Genomic DNA, 21,919 nt, shown 5'->3' on the forward strand with positions numbered 1-21,919 from the left:
CTTCAGACTAGGGCTCGGAGACGGCTCGCCACGGCAGGCGCCCGATATTCGAGAAACCAGCCGAGCGTTGCCAAAGCTTCGTCGCTCACCGGCCACGATGCTGGCACGGCGCGCAGGATGTTGACGAGAGCATCGCGATCTATTTTCTCAAGGGCCCTCGCGACGGTCTCGACCGCCTTCGGATCCAACCCTTTCGGGGTGTCGGGCAGCATGTTCGGTTCGTCGGCGGACCGCTTGAGGATGTCGGCTTCGATGCCGCCGAGGTTGGGCGGAAAGTACAGGCCGTGATCATGCGAGTAAATGGACCGGTCGTCGTCGAGGTCGTAAAGCCACTGGGCGTCATCTCCGTAACACCAGTCATACAGTGCGTAGACATCGATGGTTCACCGCAGCAGCATAAACGGGCGGCGGGCGTCGCGGACGGCGGTTATCGAAGAAGGAATCGATACCGCTCCAGGTCATTCGCCCCGGTAGGCGGGCGGGCGTTTTTCGCGGAAGGCTCGGGAGCCCTCCTTGGCGTCCTCCGAGCCGATGACCGGCCAGCCGATGGTGTCTGAGACCTTCAGGGCCTCGGCCTCGGGCAGGCCCAGGGTCTCGCGGTAGGCGCGGAGGATGGCCTGGACGGCGAGGGGGCCGCACTCGGCGATCCGGGCGGCGATCTCCAGGGCGGCGGTCAGCGCCTGGCCGTCGGGGACGACCCGGTTGACCAGGCCCATGGCCAGCGCCTCCCGCGCGGTGACGGCGCGGCCGGTCAGCAGGATGTCCATGGCGAAGGCGTACGGGATCTGGCGGGGGAGGCGGATCGCGGAACCGCCCATGGGGAAGAGGGCGCGACGGGCCTCGAACAGGCCGAGGGTGGCGGACTCGGCGACCACCCGCAGGTCGGTGCCGACGAGCAACTCGGTGCCCCCCGCCACGGCGTACCCCTCGACCGCGCAGACGATCGGCTTCGTCGGCAGGGCGCCGGAGTCGCGGAGCAGGCCCTTCCAGTGGAAGTCGGGGATGGCCGCGGCCCGCTCCCTGACCCGGGGGTCCCGCGACGGGGTGCCCATGGCCTTCAGGTCGGCGCCCGCGCAGAACGTCCCGTGCGCGCCGGTCAGCACGGCGACGCGGACCTCGGGCTCCTCCGAGACGTACGCCCAGGCGTCGGCCAGGCCGACCAGAATGTCGGTGGAGAGCGCGTTCCTCGCCTCGGGGCGGTCCATGGTGACGATCACGACGTGACCGTCGCGTTCGACCCGGCAGTGCGGCGTGCTGATCGGCAGGAGTTCCACGGGACGACCTCCGTTGGTTCACCAGGTGTCTGATGGGAAATTCTGGGTTCGTATCGCTCCCGCGCGGTGTGACCGCCCGGGGGTGTGGTCTTTTCGGGCGGTCGGACCGCTCAGGGTGTGGTCGCTTCCGTGTGGTCGGGCCGCCCGGGGTGTGATCGCTTTCGCGCGCTTGGGCCGCCCTGGGAGACGGGTTCCGGCGGGGTCGGGTGAGGTGCTCTTCGGGGGACGGTCCCTTACGGAAGGGGCGGGGTTTGCGGATAGTCAAGCGCTTGCTAGGTGTACCTCCCGGGGTTAGTCTGCCCATGCGTACAAGAACAGATTCTTGTTCTATATACCCCGTTCCGCCAGGGCTTGTCGCGATAAAGAGAACGTGATGCACTCCGGTGTGCCGGGGCCTTTCCACCGAGAGGATGTCCGATGGGTACGCTCGGTTTCTGGAGACTGGCGCAGGCGGACCCCGAGTGGGTGGCGGCGGTCGACCCGGACGGCACCGAACACCGCGCCGGTGACCTGCTCGCCCGTGCCAACCGCCTCGTCCACGGCCTGAGAGGGCTCGGCCTCAAGGCGGGCGACGGCATCTGCGGGCTCGTGCCCAACGGCTCCGACGGGCTCACCCTCTATCTCGCCGCCCTGCAGGCCGGCTGGTACTACACGCCGATCAACTGGCACCTCACCGGCCCCGAGATCGGCTACATCGTCGCCGACAGCGAGGCGCGCGCCTTCTTCGTGCACGAGCGCTACGCCGTGGAGGGCCTGCGCGGCGCCGCCGAGTCGGGCATCGCCCCCGACCGCGTCTTCGCGTTCGGGAGTCTGAAGGCGTTCGGGCAGACGGAGGCGTTCCGGCAGGCGGAAGCGTCCGTGCGGGTGGGGGCATCTGGGGAGGCGAAGACGGAGGCGTCCGGAGAGGCGGAGGCGTCCGGGTGGGGGGAGGGGGTGCGGCGCGTCTCGGAGCTGACCGAGGGGCAGCCGGACACCGCCCCCGCCGACCGTACGGCGGGCGCCACCATGCACTACACCTCCGGCACCACCGGCAGGCCCAAGGGTGTGCGCCGCCCGCTCAGCGGCCTGGATCCGGACGAGGGCGCCGAGCTGATGACGTTCCTGCTCACCCTGTTCGGCGTCACCCCGGGCAAGGAGAACGTCCACCTGGTCACCTCGCCGAACTACCACACCGCCGTCACCCAGTTCGGGGGGACGGCCCTGCAGATGGGGCACACGCTCGTCTACATGGACAGATGGGACGCCGAGGAGACGCTCCGGCTCTGCGAGAGGTACCGCGTCACCAACTCGCACATGGTCCCCACCCACTTCAAGCGCCTGCTCGCGCTCCCGGACGACGTGCGGTCGAGGTACGACCTCTCCTCCCTCCGGTGGATGATCCACGCGGCGGCCCCCTGCCCGGTCCCAGTCAAGTGGGCGATGTTGGAGTGGTGGGGCGACTGCGTCTACGAGTACTACGCGGCCACCGAGGGCGGCGGCACCATCGCCACCCCGGAGGGCTGGCGCAAGCATCCCGGCACCGTCGGCACCGCCTGGCCGATCAGCGAGCTGCTCGTCGTGGACGAGAACATGGAGCCCGTACCGACGGGGACCCCCGGCACCATCTACATGAAGATGCTGGGCGTCCGGTTCGAGTACAAGGGCGACCCGGCGAAGACCGAGGCCAACCGGCTGCGCGACCACTTCACCGTCGGCGACATCGGCTACCTGGACGGGGAGGGCTTCCTCTTCCTCTGCGACCGCAAGGCGGACATGATCATCTCCGGTGGGACCAACATCTACCCGGCCGAGATCGAGAACGAGCTGATGGTCCACCCCAAGATCGCCGACGTGGCCGTGTTCGGCGTCCCCGACGAGGAGTGGGGCGAGCAGATCAAGGCCGTGGTCGAGCCCGCGCCCGGCGTCGTTCCCTCACCCGAGCTGGCCGCCGAGCTCGTCGAGTCGCTGCGGGGCCGCCTGTCGAGGATGAAGTGGCCGAAGTCCGTCGACTTCATCGCGGAGATGCCCCGCGAGCCCAACGGCAAGCTCCTCAAACGCAAGCTGCGTGACCCCTACTGGGAGGGACACGATCGTGCCATCTAGCGAAGACACTCAGGCGCTGCGGGCGCGGCACGTGCTGGAGTTCCCCGGCGGGTACACGCGTACGACGGGACCGGTGATCGGGCGTTTCCTCACCGAGCTGCGGGACGGGCGGCTCGTCGGGGTCCGTACGGCGGCGGGACGCACGCTGGTGCCGCCGCTGGAGTACGACCCCGAGACCGGCGACGCCGTGACCGGCGAGTTCGTCGAGGTCGGCCCCGCGGGCACCGTCGAGAGCTGGGCGTGGGTGACCACCCCCAGGAAGAACCACCCGCTGGACCGGCCGTTCGCCTGGGCCCTGATCCGGCTGGACGGCGCCGACACCTCGCTGGTGCACGCGGTGGACGCGGGGGACGTCAGGGCGATGCGCCCCGGGCTGCGGGTGCGTCCCCGCTGGCGGGCCGGGCGCACCGGGCACATCACCGACATCGAGAGCTTCGTCCCCGAGGTCACCAGGATCGTCTCCGAGGTCCGCGTCGAGTACACGGTGACACCCGGCCTGGCGCTGGGCCGGTTCCTGGAGGGCGTCGCCGAGGGGGTCCTCATCGGCTGCCGGTGCGGCACCTGCCACAAGGTCTACGTGCCCTACCGGCTGTCGTGCCCCGAGTGCGGGGTCTCGATCACCGAGGAGCTGGTCGTCCCGGACACCGGCACGATCACCACCTTCGCCATCAACAACCTGCCCGACCCGCGCGCCCCCGAGGTGCCGTTCGTCTCGGCGTACATCCAGCTCGACGGCACCGACATCCCGATGATCGCCCTGGTCGGCGGGGTCGCGGCCCACGAGGTGCGCCAGGGCATGCGGGTGCGGGCCGTGTGGGTGCCCGAGGAGGAGCGGACGATGTCCATGTCGAACATCAAGTGGTTCGCCCCCACCGGCGAGCCGGACGCGGAGCTCTAGATGCGGGAGATAGCGGTCGTCGCGTTCGCGCAGACCCGGCACAGCGCCGTCGACGAGGGACAGAGCGAGGCCGAGCTCATCCTGCCCCCGCTGGAGGAGGTACGGGCCGCCACCGGGCTGCGGAGGTTCGGCTTCACCTGCTCGGGGTCGTGCGACTACCTGGCGGGGGCGCCGTTCTCGTTCGTCTCCGCGCTCGACGCGCTCGGCGCCTGGCCGCCGATCTCGGAGAGCCACGTCGAGATGGACGCCGCCTGGGCGCTGTACGAGGCCTGGGTCAGGCTCCAGCACGGCGACGTCGACTCGGCCCTGGTCTACGGCTTCGGCAAGTCGTCCCAGGGGGACCTGCGGGAGATCATGACGCTCCAGCTGGACCCGTACTACCTCGCCCCCCTCGGGCTGGACCAGGTCTCCTTCGCCGCGCTGCAGGCGTCGGCCACCGGGGCGGACCGGGCCGAGCTGGACGAGATCGTACGACGCAGCCGCGCCGACGGCAGGGCGAACCCGTACGCCCTCGACCTGCCGGACCCCGCCGGGGAGGACGCGGAGGTCGCGCCGCTGCGGCCGTACGACATCGCCCCGGCGACCGACGGCGCCGCCGCGCTGGTGCTGGCGGCCGGTGACCTGGCCAGGGAGCTGTGCGAGCGCCCCGCGTGGATAACGGGGATAGCCCACCGCATAGAGCCGCATTACCTGGGCATGAGGGATCTCGCCCGGTCGGCCTCCGCCGCCGACGCCGCACGAGCGGCGGGGGTCGGCAAGGGTGACGTCGACGTGGCCGAACTGCACGTCCAGTTCAGCCACGAGGAGCTCATCCTGCGCGAGGCGCTGGAGCTCCCCGAGGGCACGCGCGTCAACCCCAGCGGCGGCCCCCTCGCCGCGAACCCGGTCATGGCCACCGGTCTCATCAGGATCGGCGAGGCGGCCGGACACGTCATGGACGGCACCGCGCGCCGCGTCCTCGGGCACGCCACGAGCGGCCCCTGCCTCCAGCACAACCTCGTCACCGTGATGGAGGCCTGAACGTGGAGCGAACCCGACGCGGTGAGCGAGGAGCGGTGGGTGGCCGTGAGCAACAGGGCGAATCCGACGTGGCGAGTGGTCCGCGTGGCGAGCGAGGAGCGGTGAGCGACCATGGGTAACCCCTGCGCTGTCATCGGTGTCGGCCAGACCCGTTACACGACCAAGCGGCGCGACGTCTCCCTCGCCGGGCTGGTCCGCGAGGCGGCCCTGCGCGCGCTGGAGGACGCGGACCTGACCTGGAAGGACATCGACGCGGTCGTCATCGGCAAGGCGCCCGACCTGTTCGAGGGCGTGATGATGCCCGAGGCGTACCTCGCCGACGCGCTGGGCGCCGCGGGCAAGCCGATGATGCGGGTCCACACCGCCGGTTCGGTCGGCGGGTCCACCGCGCTCGTCGGCGCCTCGCTGATCCAGGGCGGCGTGCACGACCGGGTGCTGGTGGTGGCGTTCGAGAAGCAGTCGGAGTCCAACGCGACCTGGGCGCTCTCCACCCACCTGCCGTTCAGCGCCTCGCTGGTCGTCGGCGCGGGCGGCTACTTCGCCCCGCACATCCGCGAGTACATCCGCCGCTCCGGCGCCCCCGGGCACATCGGCCACCTCGTGGCCGTCAAGGACCGGCGCAACGCCCTGAGGAACCCGTACGCCCACCTGAGGATCCCCGGCATCGACCGGAAGATGGTCGAGTCGACCCCGATGCTCTGGGAGCCGATCCGCTACCTCGACACCTGCCCGTCCTCCGACGGCGCCTGCGCGATGGTCCTGGCCGCGGAGGACAGGCTCACCGGCGGCACCCCCGCCTGGGTCCTCGGCGCGGCGACGCGCTCCGAGCCGATCTTCCGCGCGGGCCGCGACACCGTGAACCCGCAGGGTGGCAAGGACTGCGCGGCGGACGTCTACCGGCAGGCCGGGATCACCGACCCGCGCCGGGAGATCGACGTGGCGGAGGTGTACGTGCCCTTCTCCTGGTACGAGCCGATGTGGCTGGAGAACCTCGGTTTCGCCGCCGAGGGGGAGGGCTGGAAGCTCACCGAGTCCGGGGCCACCGCCCTGGACGGCGACATCCCGTGGAACGCCTCGGGCGGCGTGCTGTCGAGCAACCCGATCGGCGCCTCCGGGCTGATCCGGTTCGCCGAGGCGGCGCTCCAGGTGCGGGGGATGGCCGGGGAGCACCAGGTGGACGGCGCCAGGCGGGCCCTCGGGCACGCGTACGGGGGAGGCGCGCAGTTCTTCGCGATGTGGATGGTCGGCAGCGACAAACCCTGATCCCCCAGGAGGGGTGCGAATGGAGTTCAACCACGCGGATCTGTTCGAAGGACTCGCCGACGCGATCGGGGACCGCACGGCCGTCGTCTGCGGCGACCGCCACGTGACCTACGCCGAGCTGGACGCGCACGCCAACCGGCTCGCCCACTTCCTGGAGAGCAGGGGCGTGCGCCCCGGGCAGCACGTCGGGATCCACCTGTACAACGGCGTCGAGTACGTGGCCGGGCTGCTCGCCACCCTCAAGATCCGTGCCGTGCCGGTCAACGTGAACTACCGCTACGTCGAGGCCGAGCTGCTCTACCTCTACCGGGACTCCGACATCGTGGCCCTGCTGTTCGACGTGGAGTTCGACGCCCGGGTGGCGGCCACGGCCCCAGACGCCCCCGCCCTGGAACACCTGATCGCGGTGGGGGGACCCTCCGAGGTCGAGGGCGCGGTGCCGTACGAGGAGGCGCTGGCCGGGCAGCTGGAGACGCGCGGCTTCCCCGAACGGTCGGGCGACGACCTCTACATCATCTACACCGGCGGTACGACCGGCATGCCCAAGGGGGTGATGTGGCGTACCGAGGACCTGTTCTTCGCCTTCGGCGGCGGCAACCCCTACGGCGAGCCGCGTGCCACTCCCGGGGAGGTGATCGAGGCGGCCGTCGCCACGGACGCGGTGACCATGATGGCCGCGGCCCCCCTGATGCACGGCGCCGCCCAGATGGGCACCTTCATCAGCTGGTGCATGGGCGGCACGATCGCGTACGTCCGCACGTTCGACGCGGCCGAGGTGCTGCGGACGATCGAGCGGGAGGGGGTTCTGACGCTCAACATCACCGGGGACGCGATGGCCCGGCCGCTGGCCGACGAGATCGCCACCGGCGCCTACGACCTGTCCTCGCTGTTCGTGCTGAGCTCCACCGGCGCGATCCTCAGCGGTTCCGTACGCGAGCGATTGGAGGATCTGCTGCCCGGCAAGATGATCGTCGACAGCTTCGGCTCCACCGAGTCCGGCTACACCGCGTCGGCGGTCCCCGGTTCCTCTCCCGAGTCCGGGCTGCGCTACCAGGCGAACCCCCACGCCGGTCTGGCCGTGCTCAACGCGGCCCTGGAACCGGTCAAGCCCGGCTCGGACGAGCTGGGCACCGTGGCCAGAAGCGGCCACATCGCCTCCGGCTACTACCGGGACGAGGCCAAGACTGCCCGTACCTTCGTGACGGACGGGGACGGCGTCCGCTGGCTGCTCACCGGTGACATGGCCAAGGTCGAGGAGGACGGCACCATCGCGATCTTCGGCCGGGGCTCCGCCTGCATCAACACCGGCGGGGAGAAGGTCTTCCCCGAGGAGGTCGAGGCGGTGCTCAAGGGCCACCCGGCGGTCTTCGACGCGGTCGTGACCGGCATCCCGGACGAGCGGTGGGGCAGCCGGGTGGCGGCGGTGATCGAGCCGCGTCCCGGCACGACGCCGACGGCCGGGGAGCTCGACGCCCACTGCCGGGGGAGGATCTCCGGCTACAAGGTGCCCAGGACCTTCGCCTTCGTCGACGAGATGGTCCGCTCCCCGGCGGGCAAGGCCGACTACCGCTGGGCCAGGAAGACCGCCGAGGCCGCCCGGGCGACCGGGGCCTGACCCTTCCCTCCCGGCCGTCGCGTCTCCGGAGAGGTCCTCGTACGGCCGTCTCGCCGGGGGCGTGAACCGCGAGGGGCCCCGGCCCGTTTCAGGGAGGTGACGCGTTTCCTGCTCGCCGCCGTGCTTCTCCTCCTGACCGGCTGCTCCGCGACCACCGGAACCACCGCCGTCGTCGAACCCGCCGAGCCCGCCGCGACGGCCGGGGCCCGGCCGGGTGACGTCGTGGTCCGGTACGTCAGCTGCGGCGGGATGACGTGCGAGGGCGGTGACAGCATGGCCGTCACCGCCGACGGGCGGGCCGTCTCCCTGCGGGACGGGGAACTGCTCGTCGTCCCGCTCACCGCGACCGAACTGCGTGATCTACGGGCCGGGCTCGTCGAGTCCCTGGCCGGACGGGAGGGCACGCTCGACCGTACGGGAGGGGCCACCGACCAGCCCTTCGCCGTCGTCACCGTGGTGGACCCCGGCGGGAGGACCCACGAGACCCGGCTGGAGGGATCGCCGCTGGCGGAGGACGAGCGGATCGTCGCCGCGACCGAGCGCCTCTCGAAACTGACCGCCAGGATCCGCACCACCGGCACCCCCGACCCCACCGCGCCGATCACGGTGACGATGTACGAGGACCCGAGCGCCCGGCCCATCCGGCAGGCGACCTGGCCCAAGGGAATCACCACACCGATCGAGGCCGCGACCGGAGGTAACTTCGGCACCCGGACCTACCGGGGGGACGAGGCGAAGGCACTGCGTACCGCCCTGGGCAAGGCGGGGGACAACGTGACGGTGACCCCCGGAGGCAAAACCCTGATCGCCCGCTGGGAGGCGGTGCTCCCGTGATTTCGAGTGAAACCTAACGCGACGGGTTGTATCCGGGGGCGAGCCGGTGTCGACACATCTCCCGCGCCTCGCGGGACGTCCACCGCGTCATGCGCCAACGCTTGTGGGGAGCGCGAGCGTGACGGCACGGGAGGCTGGTCGCCGTGCCGCCGCTCATGGAGCAGTGGTCGGCTCGGTGTAGTGCTCGCCGAGCCGTTCGGCGATCTGGCGTGCTACCTGCGGCAGGTCGTCGGCCGGGGCGTGGTCGGCGGGCTCCTCCAGGTGGACGGTGCCCCAGCGGAAGAACATGCCCTCGCGGTCGGCCCAGACGGTCAGCGTGCCGGAGCCGACCACCAGGCGGGGCTGCCCCTCGTCGTAGGCGATGGCCGGATAGATCCGGTGGGCGTGCAACTCGGTCCGCAGGCGCTGGAGAGCGGTGACGGCACCGGGCCGCCAGGTGGCCGCGCAGAGCCGGTCGCCTCCCGGTGTGCCGCAGGGCGGGATCACGTCTGCTTCCCTCCGGTCAGCGCGGGACGACATGATCGGCCAGGATCACGTCGGCCAGCAACGGCAGCTCGCCTTCCAGCACACTGGCGGCGGGACGGGCGCGCAGGATCCGATAGTGCCTGGCGAGCTGCTCGGCGGCGACGGGCAACGTCAGCTCGGAGCTGAGCAGCGGACTACCGAAGTCGCCGCGCTCGGGTCCGGTCCACCAGAACCTCTCCCCGTCGGTGTAGGCCAGCAGCCCGTAGTGGACGGACAGTATGGCGTTGCCGGAGCGCACCTCGTGGACGTCGGCCTCGATGCCGTAGAGATTGCCCAGGACGGCGGCGAGCTCTTCGGCGCGGCGCACGGCGGGCGACGGTTCGGTGACGGGTGGCGCGGTGGCGAAGCGGCCACAGCCGCTCGCTGTAGTCCGGTCGAGAATTGGAGCATTAGGGTTATTCATCGGGTCAGGACTCGCTTCCTGATCAAGGGGCCCGTCCTGGCGCGCAATGCCGTGGGCGGGCTTTGTCTTTTGTGGTTGCCGTGTCACCGACATGACGCATCCATCAGAACGCGGCGCACTCGCTATCCGATAGAGGAGGATGGAGGAGGAAAGCGGAGTCCCCCACGTCAGCGAGGTAACTATGAGTTTGCCGACATGGGCCGCGCGTTTGAAGGCCGCACGCCTTGGCGAGTACTGGACGCAGAAGGAGGTGGCCCGGCGCCTCACTGAGGTGGCTCGTGAACATGCCGGTATCCGCCTGCCGGGCAGGGAGTCTCTGACCCGGATGCTCAGGGAGTGGGAGGCGGGCAGGGCCCGGCCTCGTGCCCCCTATCCGCGGTTGCTCGCACTCGTCTTCGACCTCGACGAAGCGGTTTTGTTCGATGACGGTGCCCCACGTGTTCCGGACAGTTCAACAGTGGGCGACATGAGTGTCCTTGATTCGTTTGCTCTGAACGGCCGACCAGCTGACGCGGAGGATGTGGCGTTACTACGGAGAACCAGCCAGGCGCTTGTCACGCTGGACAGCGCCCACGGGGGAAATGAAGTTTTTCCCCTTTCTCTGCGGATTTTCCGAACCGTCAGTGCCAAGCTCGCCACGGGAAGCCTTGCGGCGGGAATCGAGCGGGATCTCGAAGCTGCCGCCGGGGAGTCCGGAGAGGTCGCCGCTTGGCAGGCTCACGACGCCGATCAGCAAGAGGTGTCACGCCGGATCGTTCATGAAGCGTTGATGCTTTCGCGTCTCGCGGGAGATCGCGGCATGGAGTTGTTCGAGCTGGCTCACCTGTCGATGCTGTCGTTGTGTCAGGACCGCCCGCGCGAGGCGCTGCGCCTCGCTGACGACGTGCTCACCAACGGTGACCTTTCCCCTCGTGTGGCGGCGATATTCGACGTACGGCGTGGACGTGCGTTCGCCGTCATGGGCGACAAGACGCGAGGGTTCGACGCGCTTCAGCGGGCGCGGTCCGCGCTCGCCGAAAGCATCAGCGCGCGCGATCCGCACTGGACATGGTGGATGGACGAAGCCGAGCTGGCCTGGCACGAAGGCATGGCTTACGCGGAGCTGGGCGAGTGGGGAAAGGCTGCCGCCCCGCTCATGGACGCCTTCGTTCGGCGATCCACCCGAGGACGTTCTCGCTACCACTACGCCGCCCAGCTGCTCAATGCCCTCGTACACGCGCAGGCGTGGCGAGAGGCCGAGCCGGTCATCGTCGATGTGATGGGGCAGGCGAATGAGATCGCCTCCGCACGTACGGCCAACCTGCTGCTTCGCGTTGCCGACCGTGTTGAGCGTGCTGGGACGGGGCCGACGTCGACGCTCGTGGACTCCGCTCAGGATCTACGTCGCATGCTGGCTTCCTCGTGAAGTCCACGACCGACGACGCCCCACCGGTCAGCTGACCGACGGGGCGTCTCTTCCCCCACAAGGGCTGGCACGGGTCCGGGCGATGACTCCCTTCCCCGTTCCGGCGTTCTCGTGGTTGTGGCGACCTCCTGGCCCGTATGGGCTCTTGGCGAGTTCGCCGGGCACGGTTCCCGGGACGGCCCCGGTGGGTCAGCTGCCGCGAAGGCCGTTGCTCGACGCGTCGATCGAGGGGGTGGGGACGGCCGGGTCGGCCAGAGGCAGGCGGACGACGAAGCAGGCGCCGCCCAGTGTTGAGTCCTCGACGTGGATCGTGCCCGCGTGGGATGTGACGATGTCGCGGGCGATCGTCAGGCCCAGGCCGGTGCCGCCGAGGTCGCGTGAGCGAGCCTCGTCCAGCCGGATGAACCGGTCGAAGACGCGCTGCCTGTCGGCCTCGGGGATGCCCCGGCCGTCGTCGGCGACGGTCAGGATGGCGTAACCGGAATCGTGGCTCAGCTCGACCTCCACGACGTGTTCGGCGTGGCGCTGGGCGTTGTCGAGCAACTCGGCGAGCATTCGGCTGATCTTCTCCGGAGCGGCTCCCACCAGAATTCCCGGCCGGCACCGCAGGCTGATCTTGTGCTTGTCCTTCCGCCGGTAGACCTGCTTTTGAACGATCTTGGCCAGGTCGACCGCCTTGTATTCGGCGACGCCCGTGCTCGCCTCCAGCTCCGTGAGGATGAACAGGTCGGTCACGATCGCCTGCAGCCGGTCGACGTTGCTCAACGCGTGTGAGAGAAGATTTTCCAGATCGGTTTTCTGCGGGTTGCGCGCGGCCTCTTCGAGGGAGACGCGCAGGCCCGCGATGGGAGTACGCAGCTCGTGGGAGGCGTCCGCGGCGAATCGGCGCTGTCGGCGGATCTCACGGCTCAGTCGGCACCGCATGCCGGTTATGGCGTCTTCGAGTTTGTCCAGCTCTTCGACGCATTCACGTAGATCGGTCATGTCCGGATTTCTCCTGCTCTTGACCTATTACGGGTGATCGAAGCCTTGCGTTTGAGTCCGTCCCGGCGTGGCGTCCGGGACGCGGTGACGCTCGGTCGGCGTCTCACCCATCTGAATGACCATTTCGGCCTGGAGATCTCCCTGCGAGGAGCGTGAAACCTCCGCTACCTGGTAGTTCGATCCTAGGGTGCCTCACGGTTGCCATCCGGTCGGCCGTACGATTCCCCCGGCCCCGGCCGATGCGATTCAAGATCGTGCCGGGTGGCCACTGTGCTGGAAAGCGCTTACCGTAGGAGAGTGGCCTGGCGTGGCAGGTTCCGTTGAGGAGAGGCTTTCGTTTTGATCCACTCAGTTGACCCCAGGACCGGCGAGTCCGTCGGGGATCCCTTCCCGCTGACCTCGGACGACGAGGTGGACGCGATCGTCGGGGCGGCTCTCGCGGCCGGGCCCGCCTGGCGTACGGCGGACCGGGCGGAGGCGCTCGACGCGGTCGCGGCGGCGCTGGAGGCGAACGTCGAGGAGCTCTGGCGGGCCGCCGACGCGGAGACCGCGCTCGGGGAGACCCGGCTGCGCGGGGAGGTGGGGCGGGCCGCGGGTCAGTTCCGGCTCTTCGCCCAGGTGCTGCGGGACGGCGGGCATGTGGAGGCGGTGATCGACCACGCGACGGCCCAGCCGCCGGTCCCCGACCTGCGGCGGATGAACCACCCCCTGCCCGGCGTGGCCGGGGTCTTCGCGGCGAGCAACTTCCCGTTCGCCTTCTCGGTCGCGGGCGGCGACACGGCCTCGGCGCTGGCCGCCGGGTGCCCGGTGGTGGTCAAGGCCCACGACGGGCATCCGGCCACGTCGGAGCTGTCGTGGCAGGTCATCCGGCGCGCCCTGCCCGACCCGGCCCTCCTCGGCCTGGTCCGCGGGCTCGACGCGGGAAAGCGGCTGGCCAGGCATCCGTCCGTGGCGGCAGTCGGGTTCACCGGCTCCATCCCCGGGGGCAAGGCCATCCAGGCGCTCATCGCCGAGCGTCCCGACCCCATCCCCTTCTACGGCGAGCTGGGCAGCGTCAACCCCGTCGTCGTGCTGCCCTCGGCCGCCAGGGACGGCCTCGCCCAGGGGTTCGCCGCCTCGCTGACCCTCGGCACCGGCCAGTTCTGCACCAACCCCGGGCTGGTGTTCGTCCCCGACGACGCGGACCTCCTGGGGGCCATCACCGAGGCGGTCTCCGAGACCGTGGGCGGGCCCATGCTCACCGAGCGGATGCGGGGCGGCTACCTGCGCGGGCTGGCCAGGCTCGGCAAGCTCACCCCGCTGGCCGAGGGACGGCCGGGCGAGGGGGCGTTCGCGGTGACCCCGCAGGTGTTCGTCACCGACCTGGCGACGTTCGCCGCCGACCTGCCCGATCTCGTGGAGGAGTGCTTCGGCCCGGCCGCTGTCGTGGTGGTCTACACCGACCCCGCGGACCTGCCTCCCGTACTGGAGAGGCTGGACGGCTCGCTCACCGCCACGGTTCACGCGACCGACCCCGCCGAGGCGCGTGCGAGTGCCGAGGTGCTGCTCAGGAAGGCGGGACGGCTGATCTGGAACGGCTGGCCGACCGGGGTGGCGGTCCGCTGGGCCATGCACCACGGCGGTCCCTGGCCCGCCAGTACGGCCGCCGCCCACACCTCGGTCGGCGCCGCCGCGATCCGCAGGTGGCTGGTGCCGACCGCCTACCAGGACTGGCCGGCCCAGCTCCTGCCGCCGGAGCTTCGCGACGACAACCCGCTGGGAATTCCCCGCCGGGTCGACGGGGTCCTCGTGGAGGGACGCGCCTGACATTCCCTCCGCCTGGCATTTCCTCCGTCTGACATTCCCGCCGATCTCCGGCCCCCCGGAGATCGGCTCGGAGTCGTTCCTGTTCGTGCCGTTCCAGCTCCGTGTTGTTCCGGCCCCAAGCCGTTCCAGCTCTGTGTTGCCACGCGACACGAGAGTGTCAGTGACGCCTGTTCGGCGATCTCGGGCGGCTTGGATGACGCCGTGGACGATCTGGCCGATGCGTTCGCCGGCGCGTGTCCCACTACCACCGCGATATACCTTGCCAAATCCGGCCAGAACACCATCCTCTCGGACCAACCTGACGAAGTACTACTAGTGCGACGTTCCTCGCTGGAAGTGCAGATCCCCGCCGGCCCGGGAGATTGAGGGCGGGGAAAGCCACCCCGGCGACCTTGGGTTCTCGATCTGCTTTGAGGAACGTCGCACTAATACGCGAAGTTGATTACGAAGGGCGCCTCCGTTGGGACTGCGAAACAGCCGGTTGGACATGTCTCACGGTGAGCGTGTCCACCGATACAGCGATGTCGCGAGCGCGTTGGCGTTGCGCGGCAACCGGCAGCTCGGCGAGTCGCCGGAGCAGGCACAGGTTCCGGGGAAGGGGATAGGCGGTATCTCGGCACTGCCGGCCATGGACGGTGTGCCGGTCTTCGCCAAGCGAGTGCTCACGGCCAGATCGCGGTCGCTCCCTACCGGCCCGTGTCCGGGTTCATGAAGTCGCCGGTGACGTACAGGTTCATGTGGGTGTAGTCGAAGGTGATGGCGAACGGCTTGAAGAAGTCGTGGGTGAAGTTGGCGATCGTGTCGAACTTCATCCCGGCGCCGACCTTGGGCTTCTCCTCCGCCCACCCCTTGACCCGCCGCCGTGTCGCCTTACCGAGGCTGATCTGCTCGGGGGCGATGGGGTAGCGCACCCCGCCACGCCCCTGCTCGGGCTCACCGAGCTCGATGCCGGCGCGTTCGGCGAAGTCGAGGGAGGTACCGACGCCCCGGCCGGGGCCGCCGGTGTCGAAGGTGACGACCCGGGGCCCGAAGTCGTTGAGCGAGCCCAGCGTGCAGGGGAAATGGTCTTTCGCCAGCCACAGCGGCAGGACGTCACCCTTGAGCCGTGCGGTCTCGGTACGGATCCTGCGCAGGTTGGCCTCGGTCTTGCGGTGCATGACGAACTGCTGGTGACCGTAGTCCATGGTGGTCAGGAAATGGTAGAAGTGCACGGTGCCGATGGTGCCCTGCGCCTCGGTGCCGTCGGGCAGGTTCGGCCGGTCGGCCTCGTTCCAGTGGACGGGCGCGTTGCGGATCTCGAGGTCGCCGATACGCACCGACTTGGCGATGCCGTAATACATCGTGAACTGCTGCCCGTCGGCGCTTCCCCTGCTCTCGGAGATCACCTCTAGTCCGGCCTCCTTCGCCAGTCGCATACTGAGGCCGGCCGTCGTCGCTCCCGTGTCGAGTTGGAAGATCCTCGGCGGTGTCCCGTTGATGGAGATCATCATGTGGGGCAGGGGTTCGAGCCCGAGGAAGGGGATCCGGGTGGTCTGCGGGCCGTGCACCTGCCAGGGGGTGCCCCGGATCGTCTCGTACAGTTTGGCGGAGGCGAAGTCGGTCAGCGAGTCGGTCAGCTCGCCGCGTTTGCGCAGCCAGGGTACGGCTTCCGACAGCCTGTCCTGGCGGACGTAGCAGTCCGCGAGCTGGTAGAGGGAGAATTCGTCGTCGGGCTTCAGACTGACGGCGCGTTTGAGGAATTTCTCGGCGTCGGCGAACCGGTTGGACAGCAGAGCGATGTAGCCGATCTGCGCGGCGGCCTGCGCGTTGTCGGCGTTCTCCTTCAGCCTGCGCCGGTAACCTAGTTCGGCGCGCTTGAAATGGCCGTCCTTGAACAGTTGGTCGGGGTCGTCGGCGGACCACGGAGCGGCGGCCATGGCGCTCGCGCCACCCATGCCCAGCAGCGGCAACGCCGCACCTACTCCGGCGGCCAGCCCCGCGCGTTGCAGGAACCGTCGTCGATCCAGTCTCGAAAAAGTCTCTTCTTCGTGCATGGCAGGGCTCCTGAGGGCTGCGGCGATTTCAGCGGCGATCTGCCCGGCCCGTTCCCCGGCGGTTGCGGAGGAGGAGTTCGGGCAGGTGCCCGCGTCAGAAAATCAGCTCTGCCGTTTCCTCTGCGTTACCCTTCCCACCCGCCCCGGGCTGGTCGCCCGACGGGCACCGGATCAAGGACCGGCTGGAGTATTCGCGCGGCATCGACAAGACCTGGATCTGGGGACGATCCTCACCACAGCCACGGACCCCGCGCCGCAGGTTCGTCTACCTGCCCTAAGGAACGCAGCACTAGGCGTCGCGGCGCAGCGTGAACCAGAAGGTCGGCACCGAGTTGGTGCCCGGTGTGACGTCGAGTAGCTCCCAGCCGGCGAACCTGGTGTGGAGTTCGTCGGCGGTGACGCCCGCCGCCCACGACGTGATCTCGGTGGTCGGACTGCCGAGCGGCTCGGGGCCGTACCCGAACATCAGCAGCCGTGCTCCGGGAGCGGCGCGGTGGGTGAGCCCGGCGGCGTAGGCGTCGCGGCGGTGCAGCGGGATCCCGCAGTAGCAGCTCAGGTCGAAGAACAGGTCGAAGGGGCCGGGCACGTCCAGCTCGCCGAGACGGGTGGCGTCTCCGTGCAGCAGCCGTACCGTCACTCCCGCCGCCTCGGCCTTCTCTCTGGCCTGGTCGATGGCGCGGTCGATCAGGTCGACGGCCGTCACCTCCCAGCCGTGCCGTGCGAGGTAGGTGGCGTTGGTTCCCGTGCCGCAGCCGAGTTCGAGGGCGCGGCCGGGTGGTGGCGCGCCGTGCCCCTCTACCAGGGCGACCAGCTCGGGCGGCGTCACGCCGGTATCCCATGGCGGCTTGCCTGCGCGGTAATAGCCCTCCAGCGCGCGGTGGACGGACTCCTCCTCCTGGTCTCGCCGCGGTGAGGTCGGGTCCGGGCCCGGCTTCTGGGTGGTGGTGGGCTGGTCCATCGTCTCCTCCAACAATTTAGAGTTGAACTCTAGTGGCACACTCTATATTTATACTCGTAGCATGGACAGAGTCAAGCGGCCGGACAAGCGAACCGAGCGCTCACGCCACACCCGGGAAAAGATCGTCGAGGCGGCTCGCGAGCTGTTCGTCGCGCGGGGTTACGGGGCGACGAGCCTGCAGGAGATCGCGGACAGCGCGGGCGTGGCCGTCCAGACGGTCTACTTCGTCTTCCACAACAAGCGCACGCTGTTCAAGGACGTCGTCGACACGTCCATCGCCGGGGACGCCGAGCCTGTCGCCACCATGGATCGTGAGTGGTTTCGCACCGCGTGCGCCGAGCCCACCGCGTCCGGGCAACTGCGCGTACACGTTCGCGGCACCCGCGAGATCCTGGGCCGGGTCGCCCCGATCATGCCGCTGATCGCGGCTGCCGCGGCCACCGACCCCGAGATCGCCGCGCAGTGGCCGAACGGCCCCGACCCGCGTTACACCGTGCAGCGCGCGGCGGCCGAAGCCCTGACCGGCAAGCCCGACGCCCGTCCCGGCCTCTCCGCCGAGATGGCGGCGGACCTGCTGTTCGGCCTGCTCAGCCCGCAGCTCTATCTGATCTTCGTCCGCGACCGTGGCTGGTCGCCGGACGCGTGGGAGGAGTGGGCCCGCACCTCGTTGACCTCCCAGCTCTGCGCCGACCCGAGGTAGGCGGACGCCCGGCCGGGATGCTCGCGGCGGGTGTGCTCGAGACGCGGTTGATCGGCGGTGTCGGCGATGTCGACGGTCAGTGCCTGCGTCTTGGCGGATACCGACACTCTCGTGTCGCTCCGGCGCGGGGCCTGTTTCGGCTCGCCCTAAGCTCATATTAAAACGTAACAATAAAAACAGTCTCACCTGGGTGAAGTTCTGTCGGAAATGTCGTGTTAATCAGCTATTGACGGCCCAGAAATGCTGATCTACTGTCCAGTCAGCTTTAAATCGATTTACTCCGTCTTGGTTCGCCCGCCTTTTTCGCCCCCCACGAAGCAAGGAGACGGCATGCCATTCCCCTCCCTCCACCCCGGCCGGTTACGCACGGCCCTATGGACGCTGGCCCTCTGCGCGCTGGTGGCGGGGCTGTCGCCCGCCGTCGCCGCCCCGGCACGGGCCGCCGCCCCGGTCGGGCTCGCCGGGGCCGGCTGGATCTGGTCCCCCGGCGGGGACGCGCGGCAGTCCGTCCCCGCGGGCACCCGCTACCTGCGGCGTACCTTCACCGTCCCCGCGGGCGCCGTCACCGAGGCGCAGCTCGTCGCGACCGGGGACGACACCCTCGACGTCTGGCTCAACGGGATCCCGCTGGCGACCTCGCCCCGGGCCGAGCACTCCTGGCGGCGGGCGCTGTACGTCGACCTCGCCTCGGCCGTCCGCCCCGGCGCCAACACCCTCGCCGTGGCGGCACGCAACACCACGGCCGGTGCGGCGGGGGTGATCGGCAGGCTGCGGGTGACCACCGCCGGAGGCACGGTGGAGCTGGTCACCGACAACGCCTGGAAGGCCGCGGAGACGGTCACCCCCGGCTGGACCGACCCCGGGTTCGCCGACACCTCCTGGCCCGCCGCCTCGGTCTCGGGGACGTACGGCATCACCCCGTGGAACAGCGACGTGACCGCCCCCGACCTCGCCGCCGCCTCGCCGCTGGCGGTCACCGCCCCCGTCACCGAGCACCGGGCCACCCCGATCGGCGTCGACACCCCCCGGCCGCGCTTCGGCTGGAAGCTCACCTCCGCCGCCCCCGGGCAGATCCAGGCGGCGTACCAGATCATCGTCGCCTCGACGGCGGCCCGCGCGCAGGCCGGTACCGGCGACGTGTGGGACAGCGGGCGCGTCGCGTCCGGGACGTCGGTGGACGCGGTCTACGGAGGCGGCGCGCTGGCCTCCCAGACCCGCTACCACTGGCGGGTACGCGTCTGGGACACCCAGGGCCGCGCCGGAGACTGGGGCCCGGCGCACTGGTTCGAGACCGGCCTGCTCGCCCCGGCGACGGAGTGGCGGGCGGCCTTCGTCGGCGCGCCCGGCACGGCTCCCACCCTGTCCGGCGCGAGCTGGATCTGGTACCCGGAGGGCGACCCGGCGGCGAGCGCGCCACAGGCCACCCGGTTCCTGCGCCGCCAGTTCACGCTTCCCTCGGGCGCGATCACCCGTGCCAGGCTGACCGTCACCGGAGACGACACCGCCGACGTGTGGGTCAACGGCGTCCAGGTCAGCTCCTCGGCGCGCGCCACCGACTCCTGGAAGTCCGCCTCGGTCGTGGACGTCGCCTCCCGGCTCCGGGCCGGAGCCAACACGCTGGCCGTCTCCACCCAGAACACCACCGTCTCCCCGGCCGGGATGATCGCCGCGCTGGAGGCCGACGTCGCCGGTGGCGGCACCACGCGGATCGTCACCGACGCCGGGTGGAAGGCCTCGCAGAGCGGCCCGTCCGGCTGGGAGCAGCCGGGCTTCTCCGACGCCTCCTGGCCCGCGGCCCGCGCCGTCGCGGCCTACGGTTCCGGGCCGTGGGCCTCGAACGTCTCGGCCGCCGAGGCCGTCCCGTACCTCAGGAAGGGGTTCTCGCTCGGCAGGCCGGTGGCCGAGGCGCGGCTGATGGTCACCGCGCTGGGCCTGCACGAGACCCGGATCAACGGGACGAAGGTCGGCGAGGAGGTCCTCGCCCCGGGCTGGACCGACTACAACAAGCGCCTGGCCTACCGGGCCTACGACGTGACCTCGCTGGTCCGCCAGGGTGACAACGCCGTCGGCGCGCAGCTCGGCCGGGGATGGTACGCCGGATCGCTCGGCTTCGCCGGAAGCCAGAGATACGGCACCCAGCCCTGGTACTCGGCGCAGCTCCGGGTCCGCTTCACCGACGGCACCGAGACCACCGTCCTGACCGACTCGTCGTGGCGGACCGCGCCGGGGCCGATCACCGCCGACGACCTCTACCACGGCGAGGAGTACGACGCCCGCGCCACCCGCACCGGCTGGGACGCCTCCGGGTTCGACGACTCCGGCTGGAGCCCGGTGAAGGTACGCGGAGAGGCCAGGCCCGGCCTCGTGGCGGCCGTCGACCCGGGCGTGGTCGTGCAGCAGGACGTCGCCGCGCGGTCGGTGACCCAGCCGAGGCCCGGCGTGTGGGTGGTCGACCTGGGGCAGAACCTCACCGGCTGGAACCGGTTACGGGTGCGCGGCCCCGCGGGCACCACGGTGACCATGCGGCACGCCGAGGTGCTCAACGCCGACGGCACGATCTACACCGCCAACCTGCGCGCCGCCCGGCAGACCGACAGGTTCACCCTCGCCGGGACCGGCGCGGACGAGGTGTACGAGCCGAGGTTCACCGTGCACGGCTACCGGTACGTGGAGCTGACCGGCTTCCCCGGCACGCCCACCACCGCGAGCCTCACCGGCAGGGCCGCCTGGACCGGTGGCGCGCCGACCGGCACCTTCGACTCCTCCAGCGCGCTGGTCGACCAGCTGCAGCACAACATCCTGTGGGGCGCGCGCTCCAACATGCTGTCGGTGCCCACCGACTGCCCGCAGCGCGACGAGCGGCTCGGCTGGACCGGTGACATCGCGATCTTCGCGCAGACCTCGACGTTCAACTTCGACGTCCACGGCCTGCTGGACAAGTTCGCCGACGACCTGGCCGACGCGCAGCGCGCCGACGGCGCCTTCACCGACGTGGCCCCCGACGTCTGCTGCGGCGCGGGCAAGGCGGGCTGGGCGGACGCGGGCGTCATCGTGCCGTACACGCTGTGGCAGAGGTACGGGGACCTGCGCGTCGTCGACGACCACTACGCGGCGATGAGGCGCTGGGTCGACTACTCGCGCGCCACCTCCGGCTCCGACCTGATCCGCGACCAGGAGACCTACGGCGACTGGCTGAACGTCAACGACAACACGGCCAACGACCTGATCTCCACCGCGTACTTCGGTCACAGCGCCCGGCTGCTGTCGCGGATGGCGGCGGCCACCGGGCGGACCGCCGACGCCGCCTCCTACGGCACCCTCGCCGACCAGGTGGCCCAGGCGTTCACCTCCAGGTTCGTCGCGGCGGACGGCACCGTGTCGGGCAACACCCAGACCGGGTACGTGCTGGCGCTGTCGTTCGGGATGGTGCCGCAGAACCGGGTCCAGGCGGTCGCCGACAAGCTCGCCGCGAAGGTCGCGTCGCGGGACGGCCACCTCAGCGTCGGCTTCCTGGGCGTGGAGAACCTGCTGCCCGTCCTGGCCGAGAACGGCCATCTCGGCACCGCGTACCAGATCCTGTTGCAGCCCGGCTATCCCGGCTGGGGCTACATGAACGGCCGAGGGGCCACCACCATCTGGGAGCGCTGGGACGGCATCCGCACCGACGGCTCCTTCCAGGACCCGGGGATGAACTCCTTCAACCACTACGGCCTCGGCTCGGTGGGCGACTGGCTCTACCGGTCGGTGGGCGGCCTGGGCCCGGACACGCGCGACCCCGGCTACCGCCGGATCACCATCGCGCCGCGCCCCGGCGGCGGGCTCACCTCGGGCAAGGCCGACCTGCTGACGCCGTACGGCAGGGCGCTCAGCGACTGGTCGATCGGCGGCGGGACGCTGACGCTGCGGGTGGAGATCCCGGCGAACGCCACGGCCACGGTCCGGGTCCCCTCGGCCTCGGCCGCCGCGGTCACCGGCCCGCCGGAGGCGGTGCCCATGGGGTACGAGGGCGGCGCGGCCGTCTTCCGGCTCGGCGCGGGCTCGTACACCTTCACGGCGCCCGCCTGACAGGTCCCGACGCGGGTGGACCCGGACGGCTCGTGAACGACGAGCCGTCCGGGT

17 protein-coding genes are annotated in these 21,919 nt (G+C 70.4%); 10 read left to right on the forward strand and 7 right to left on the reverse strand.

What is annotated here, in order from left to right:
* Positions 1-2: 2 nt before the first annotated feature.
* On the reverse strand, positions 3-212 hold the full coding sequence (locus ACW9TB_RS18645) for a hypothetical protein (protein WP_472749266.1): 210 nt from the start codon (positions 210-212) through the stop codon (positions 3-5).
* Positions 213-458: 246 nt separating this feature from the next.
* Positions 459-1,274 carry a crotonase/enoyl-CoA hydratase family protein gene (locus ACW9TB_RS18650; RefSeq protein WP_472749267.1) on the reverse strand — a complete coding sequence of 272 codons (816 nt, stop codon included), beginning with the start codon at positions 1,272-1,274 and terminating at the stop codon, positions 459-461.
* 417 nt (positions 1,275-1,691) lie between these two features.
* Here ACW9TB_RS18650 and ACW9TB_RS18655 point away from each other — a divergent pair, with 417 nt between their 5' ends.
* From ACW9TB_RS18655 to ACW9TB_RS18680, 6 genes are all read left to right on the forward strand, one after another.
* Positions 1,692-3,356, forward strand: a complete 1,665-nt coding sequence (locus ACW9TB_RS18655) for an acyl-CoA synthetase (protein ID WP_472749268.1) — start codon at positions 1,692-1,694, stop codon at positions 3,354-3,356.
* Positions 3,346-4,254: a Zn-ribbon domain-containing OB-fold protein gene (locus ACW9TB_RS18660; RefSeq protein ID WP_472749269.1), complete on the forward strand. Its 909-nt coding sequence runs from the start codon at positions 3,346-3,348 to the stop codon at positions 4,252-4,254. Before ACW9TB_RS18655 ends, ACW9TB_RS18660 begins: the two co-directional genes overlap by 11 nt.
* Entirely contained in the window at positions 4,255-5,274 is a 1,020-nt protein-coding gene (locus ACW9TB_RS18665) for a thiolase domain-containing protein (RefSeq protein ID WP_472749270.1), read from the forward strand. It abuts the gene before it with no gap.
* Positions 5,275-5,385: 111 nt separating this feature from the next.
* Positions 5,386-6,537, forward strand: coding sequence for a thiolase domain-containing protein (locus ACW9TB_RS18670; RefSeq protein WP_472749271.1), 1,152 nt, complete (start codon positions 5,386-5,388; stop codon positions 6,535-6,537).
* Between the two features lie 19 nt (positions 6,538-6,556).
* Positions 6,557-8,152 carry an acyl-CoA synthetase gene (locus ACW9TB_RS18675; RefSeq protein WP_472749272.1) on the forward strand — a complete coding sequence of 532 codons (1,596 nt, stop codon included), beginning with the start codon at positions 6,557-6,559 and terminating at the stop codon, positions 8,150-8,152.
* A gap of 96 nt (positions 8,153-8,248) precedes the next feature.
* A complete protein-coding gene (locus ACW9TB_RS18680; RefSeq protein ID WP_472749273.1) occupies positions 8,249-8,986 on the forward strand; it encodes a hypothetical protein in 738 nt (245 codons plus the stop codon).
* A 153-nt stretch (positions 8,987-9,139) separates the two neighbouring features.
* Here the strand turns inward: ACW9TB_RS18680 and ACW9TB_RS18685 are convergent, their stop codons facing one another.
* Together ACW9TB_RS18685 and ACW9TB_RS18690 are read right to left on the reverse strand one after the other, a co-directional pair.
* Positions 9,140-9,472 carry a hypothetical protein gene (locus ACW9TB_RS18685; RefSeq protein WP_472749274.1) on the reverse strand — a complete coding sequence of 111 codons (333 nt, stop codon included), beginning with the start codon at positions 9,470-9,472 and terminating at the stop codon, positions 9,140-9,142.
* 16 nt (positions 9,473-9,488) lie between these two features.
* Complete coding sequence (locus ACW9TB_RS18690) at positions 9,489-9,818, reverse strand: hypothetical protein (protein ID WP_472749275.1); 330 nt, start codon at positions 9,816-9,818, stop codon at positions 9,489-9,491.
* A gap of 277 nt (positions 9,819-10,095) precedes the next feature.
* Here ACW9TB_RS18690 and ACW9TB_RS18695 point away from each other — a divergent pair, with 277 nt between their 5' ends.
* Positions 10,096-11,319, forward strand: coding sequence for a helix-turn-helix domain-containing protein (locus ACW9TB_RS18695; protein ID WP_472749276.1), 1,224 nt, complete (start codon positions 10,096-10,098; stop codon positions 11,317-11,319).
* Between the two features lie 189 nt (positions 11,320-11,508).
* Here ACW9TB_RS18695 and ACW9TB_RS18700 read toward each other — a convergent pair whose 3' ends face one another.
* Complete coding sequence (locus ACW9TB_RS18700; RefSeq protein ID WP_472749277.1) at positions 11,509-12,303, reverse strand: sensor histidine kinase; 795 nt, start codon at positions 12,301-12,303, stop codon at positions 11,509-11,511.
* 339 nt (positions 12,304-12,642) lie between these two features.
* Between ACW9TB_RS18700 and ACW9TB_RS18705 the strand changes: the two genes are divergently transcribed.
* Positions 12,643-14,109 carry an aldehyde dehydrogenase (NADP(+)) gene (locus ACW9TB_RS18705; RefSeq protein WP_472749278.1) on the forward strand — a complete coding sequence of 489 codons (1,467 nt, stop codon included), beginning with the start codon at positions 12,643-12,645 and terminating at the stop codon, positions 14,107-14,109.
* Between the two features lie 686 nt (positions 14,110-14,795).
* Here ACW9TB_RS18705 and ACW9TB_RS18710 read toward each other — a convergent pair.
* On the reverse strand, positions 14,796-16,142 hold the full coding sequence (locus ACW9TB_RS18710) for an aspartyl protease family protein (protein ID WP_472749279.1): 1,347 nt from the start codon (positions 16,140-16,142) through the stop codon (positions 14,796-14,798).
* Between the two features lie 289 nt (positions 16,143-16,431).
* Positions 16,432-17,100, reverse strand: coding sequence for a class I SAM-dependent methyltransferase (locus ACW9TB_RS18715; protein WP_472749280.1), 669 nt, complete (start codon positions 17,098-17,100; stop codon positions 16,432-16,434).
* Between the two features lie 61 nt (positions 17,101-17,161).
* Between ACW9TB_RS18715 and ACW9TB_RS18720 the strand changes: the two genes are divergently transcribed.
* Together ACW9TB_RS18720 and ACW9TB_RS18725 are read left to right on the forward strand one after the other, a co-directional pair.
* The gene (locus tag ACW9TB_RS18720) at positions 17,162-17,800 is read left to right on the forward strand and encodes a TetR/AcrR family transcriptional regulator (protein WP_472749281.1); all 639 of its coding nucleotides are present in this window, start codon (positions 17,162-17,164) and stop codon (positions 17,798-17,800) included.
* A gap of 330 nt (positions 17,801-18,130) precedes the next feature.
* Entirely contained in the window at positions 18,131-21,865 is a 3,735-nt protein-coding gene (locus tag ACW9TB_RS18725; RefSeq protein WP_472749282.1) for a family 78 glycoside hydrolase catalytic domain, read from the forward strand.
* The last annotated feature ends 54 nt before the right edge of the window (positions 21,866-21,919 follow it).

Source organism: Streptosporangium sp. H13245 (assembly GCF_055690525.1).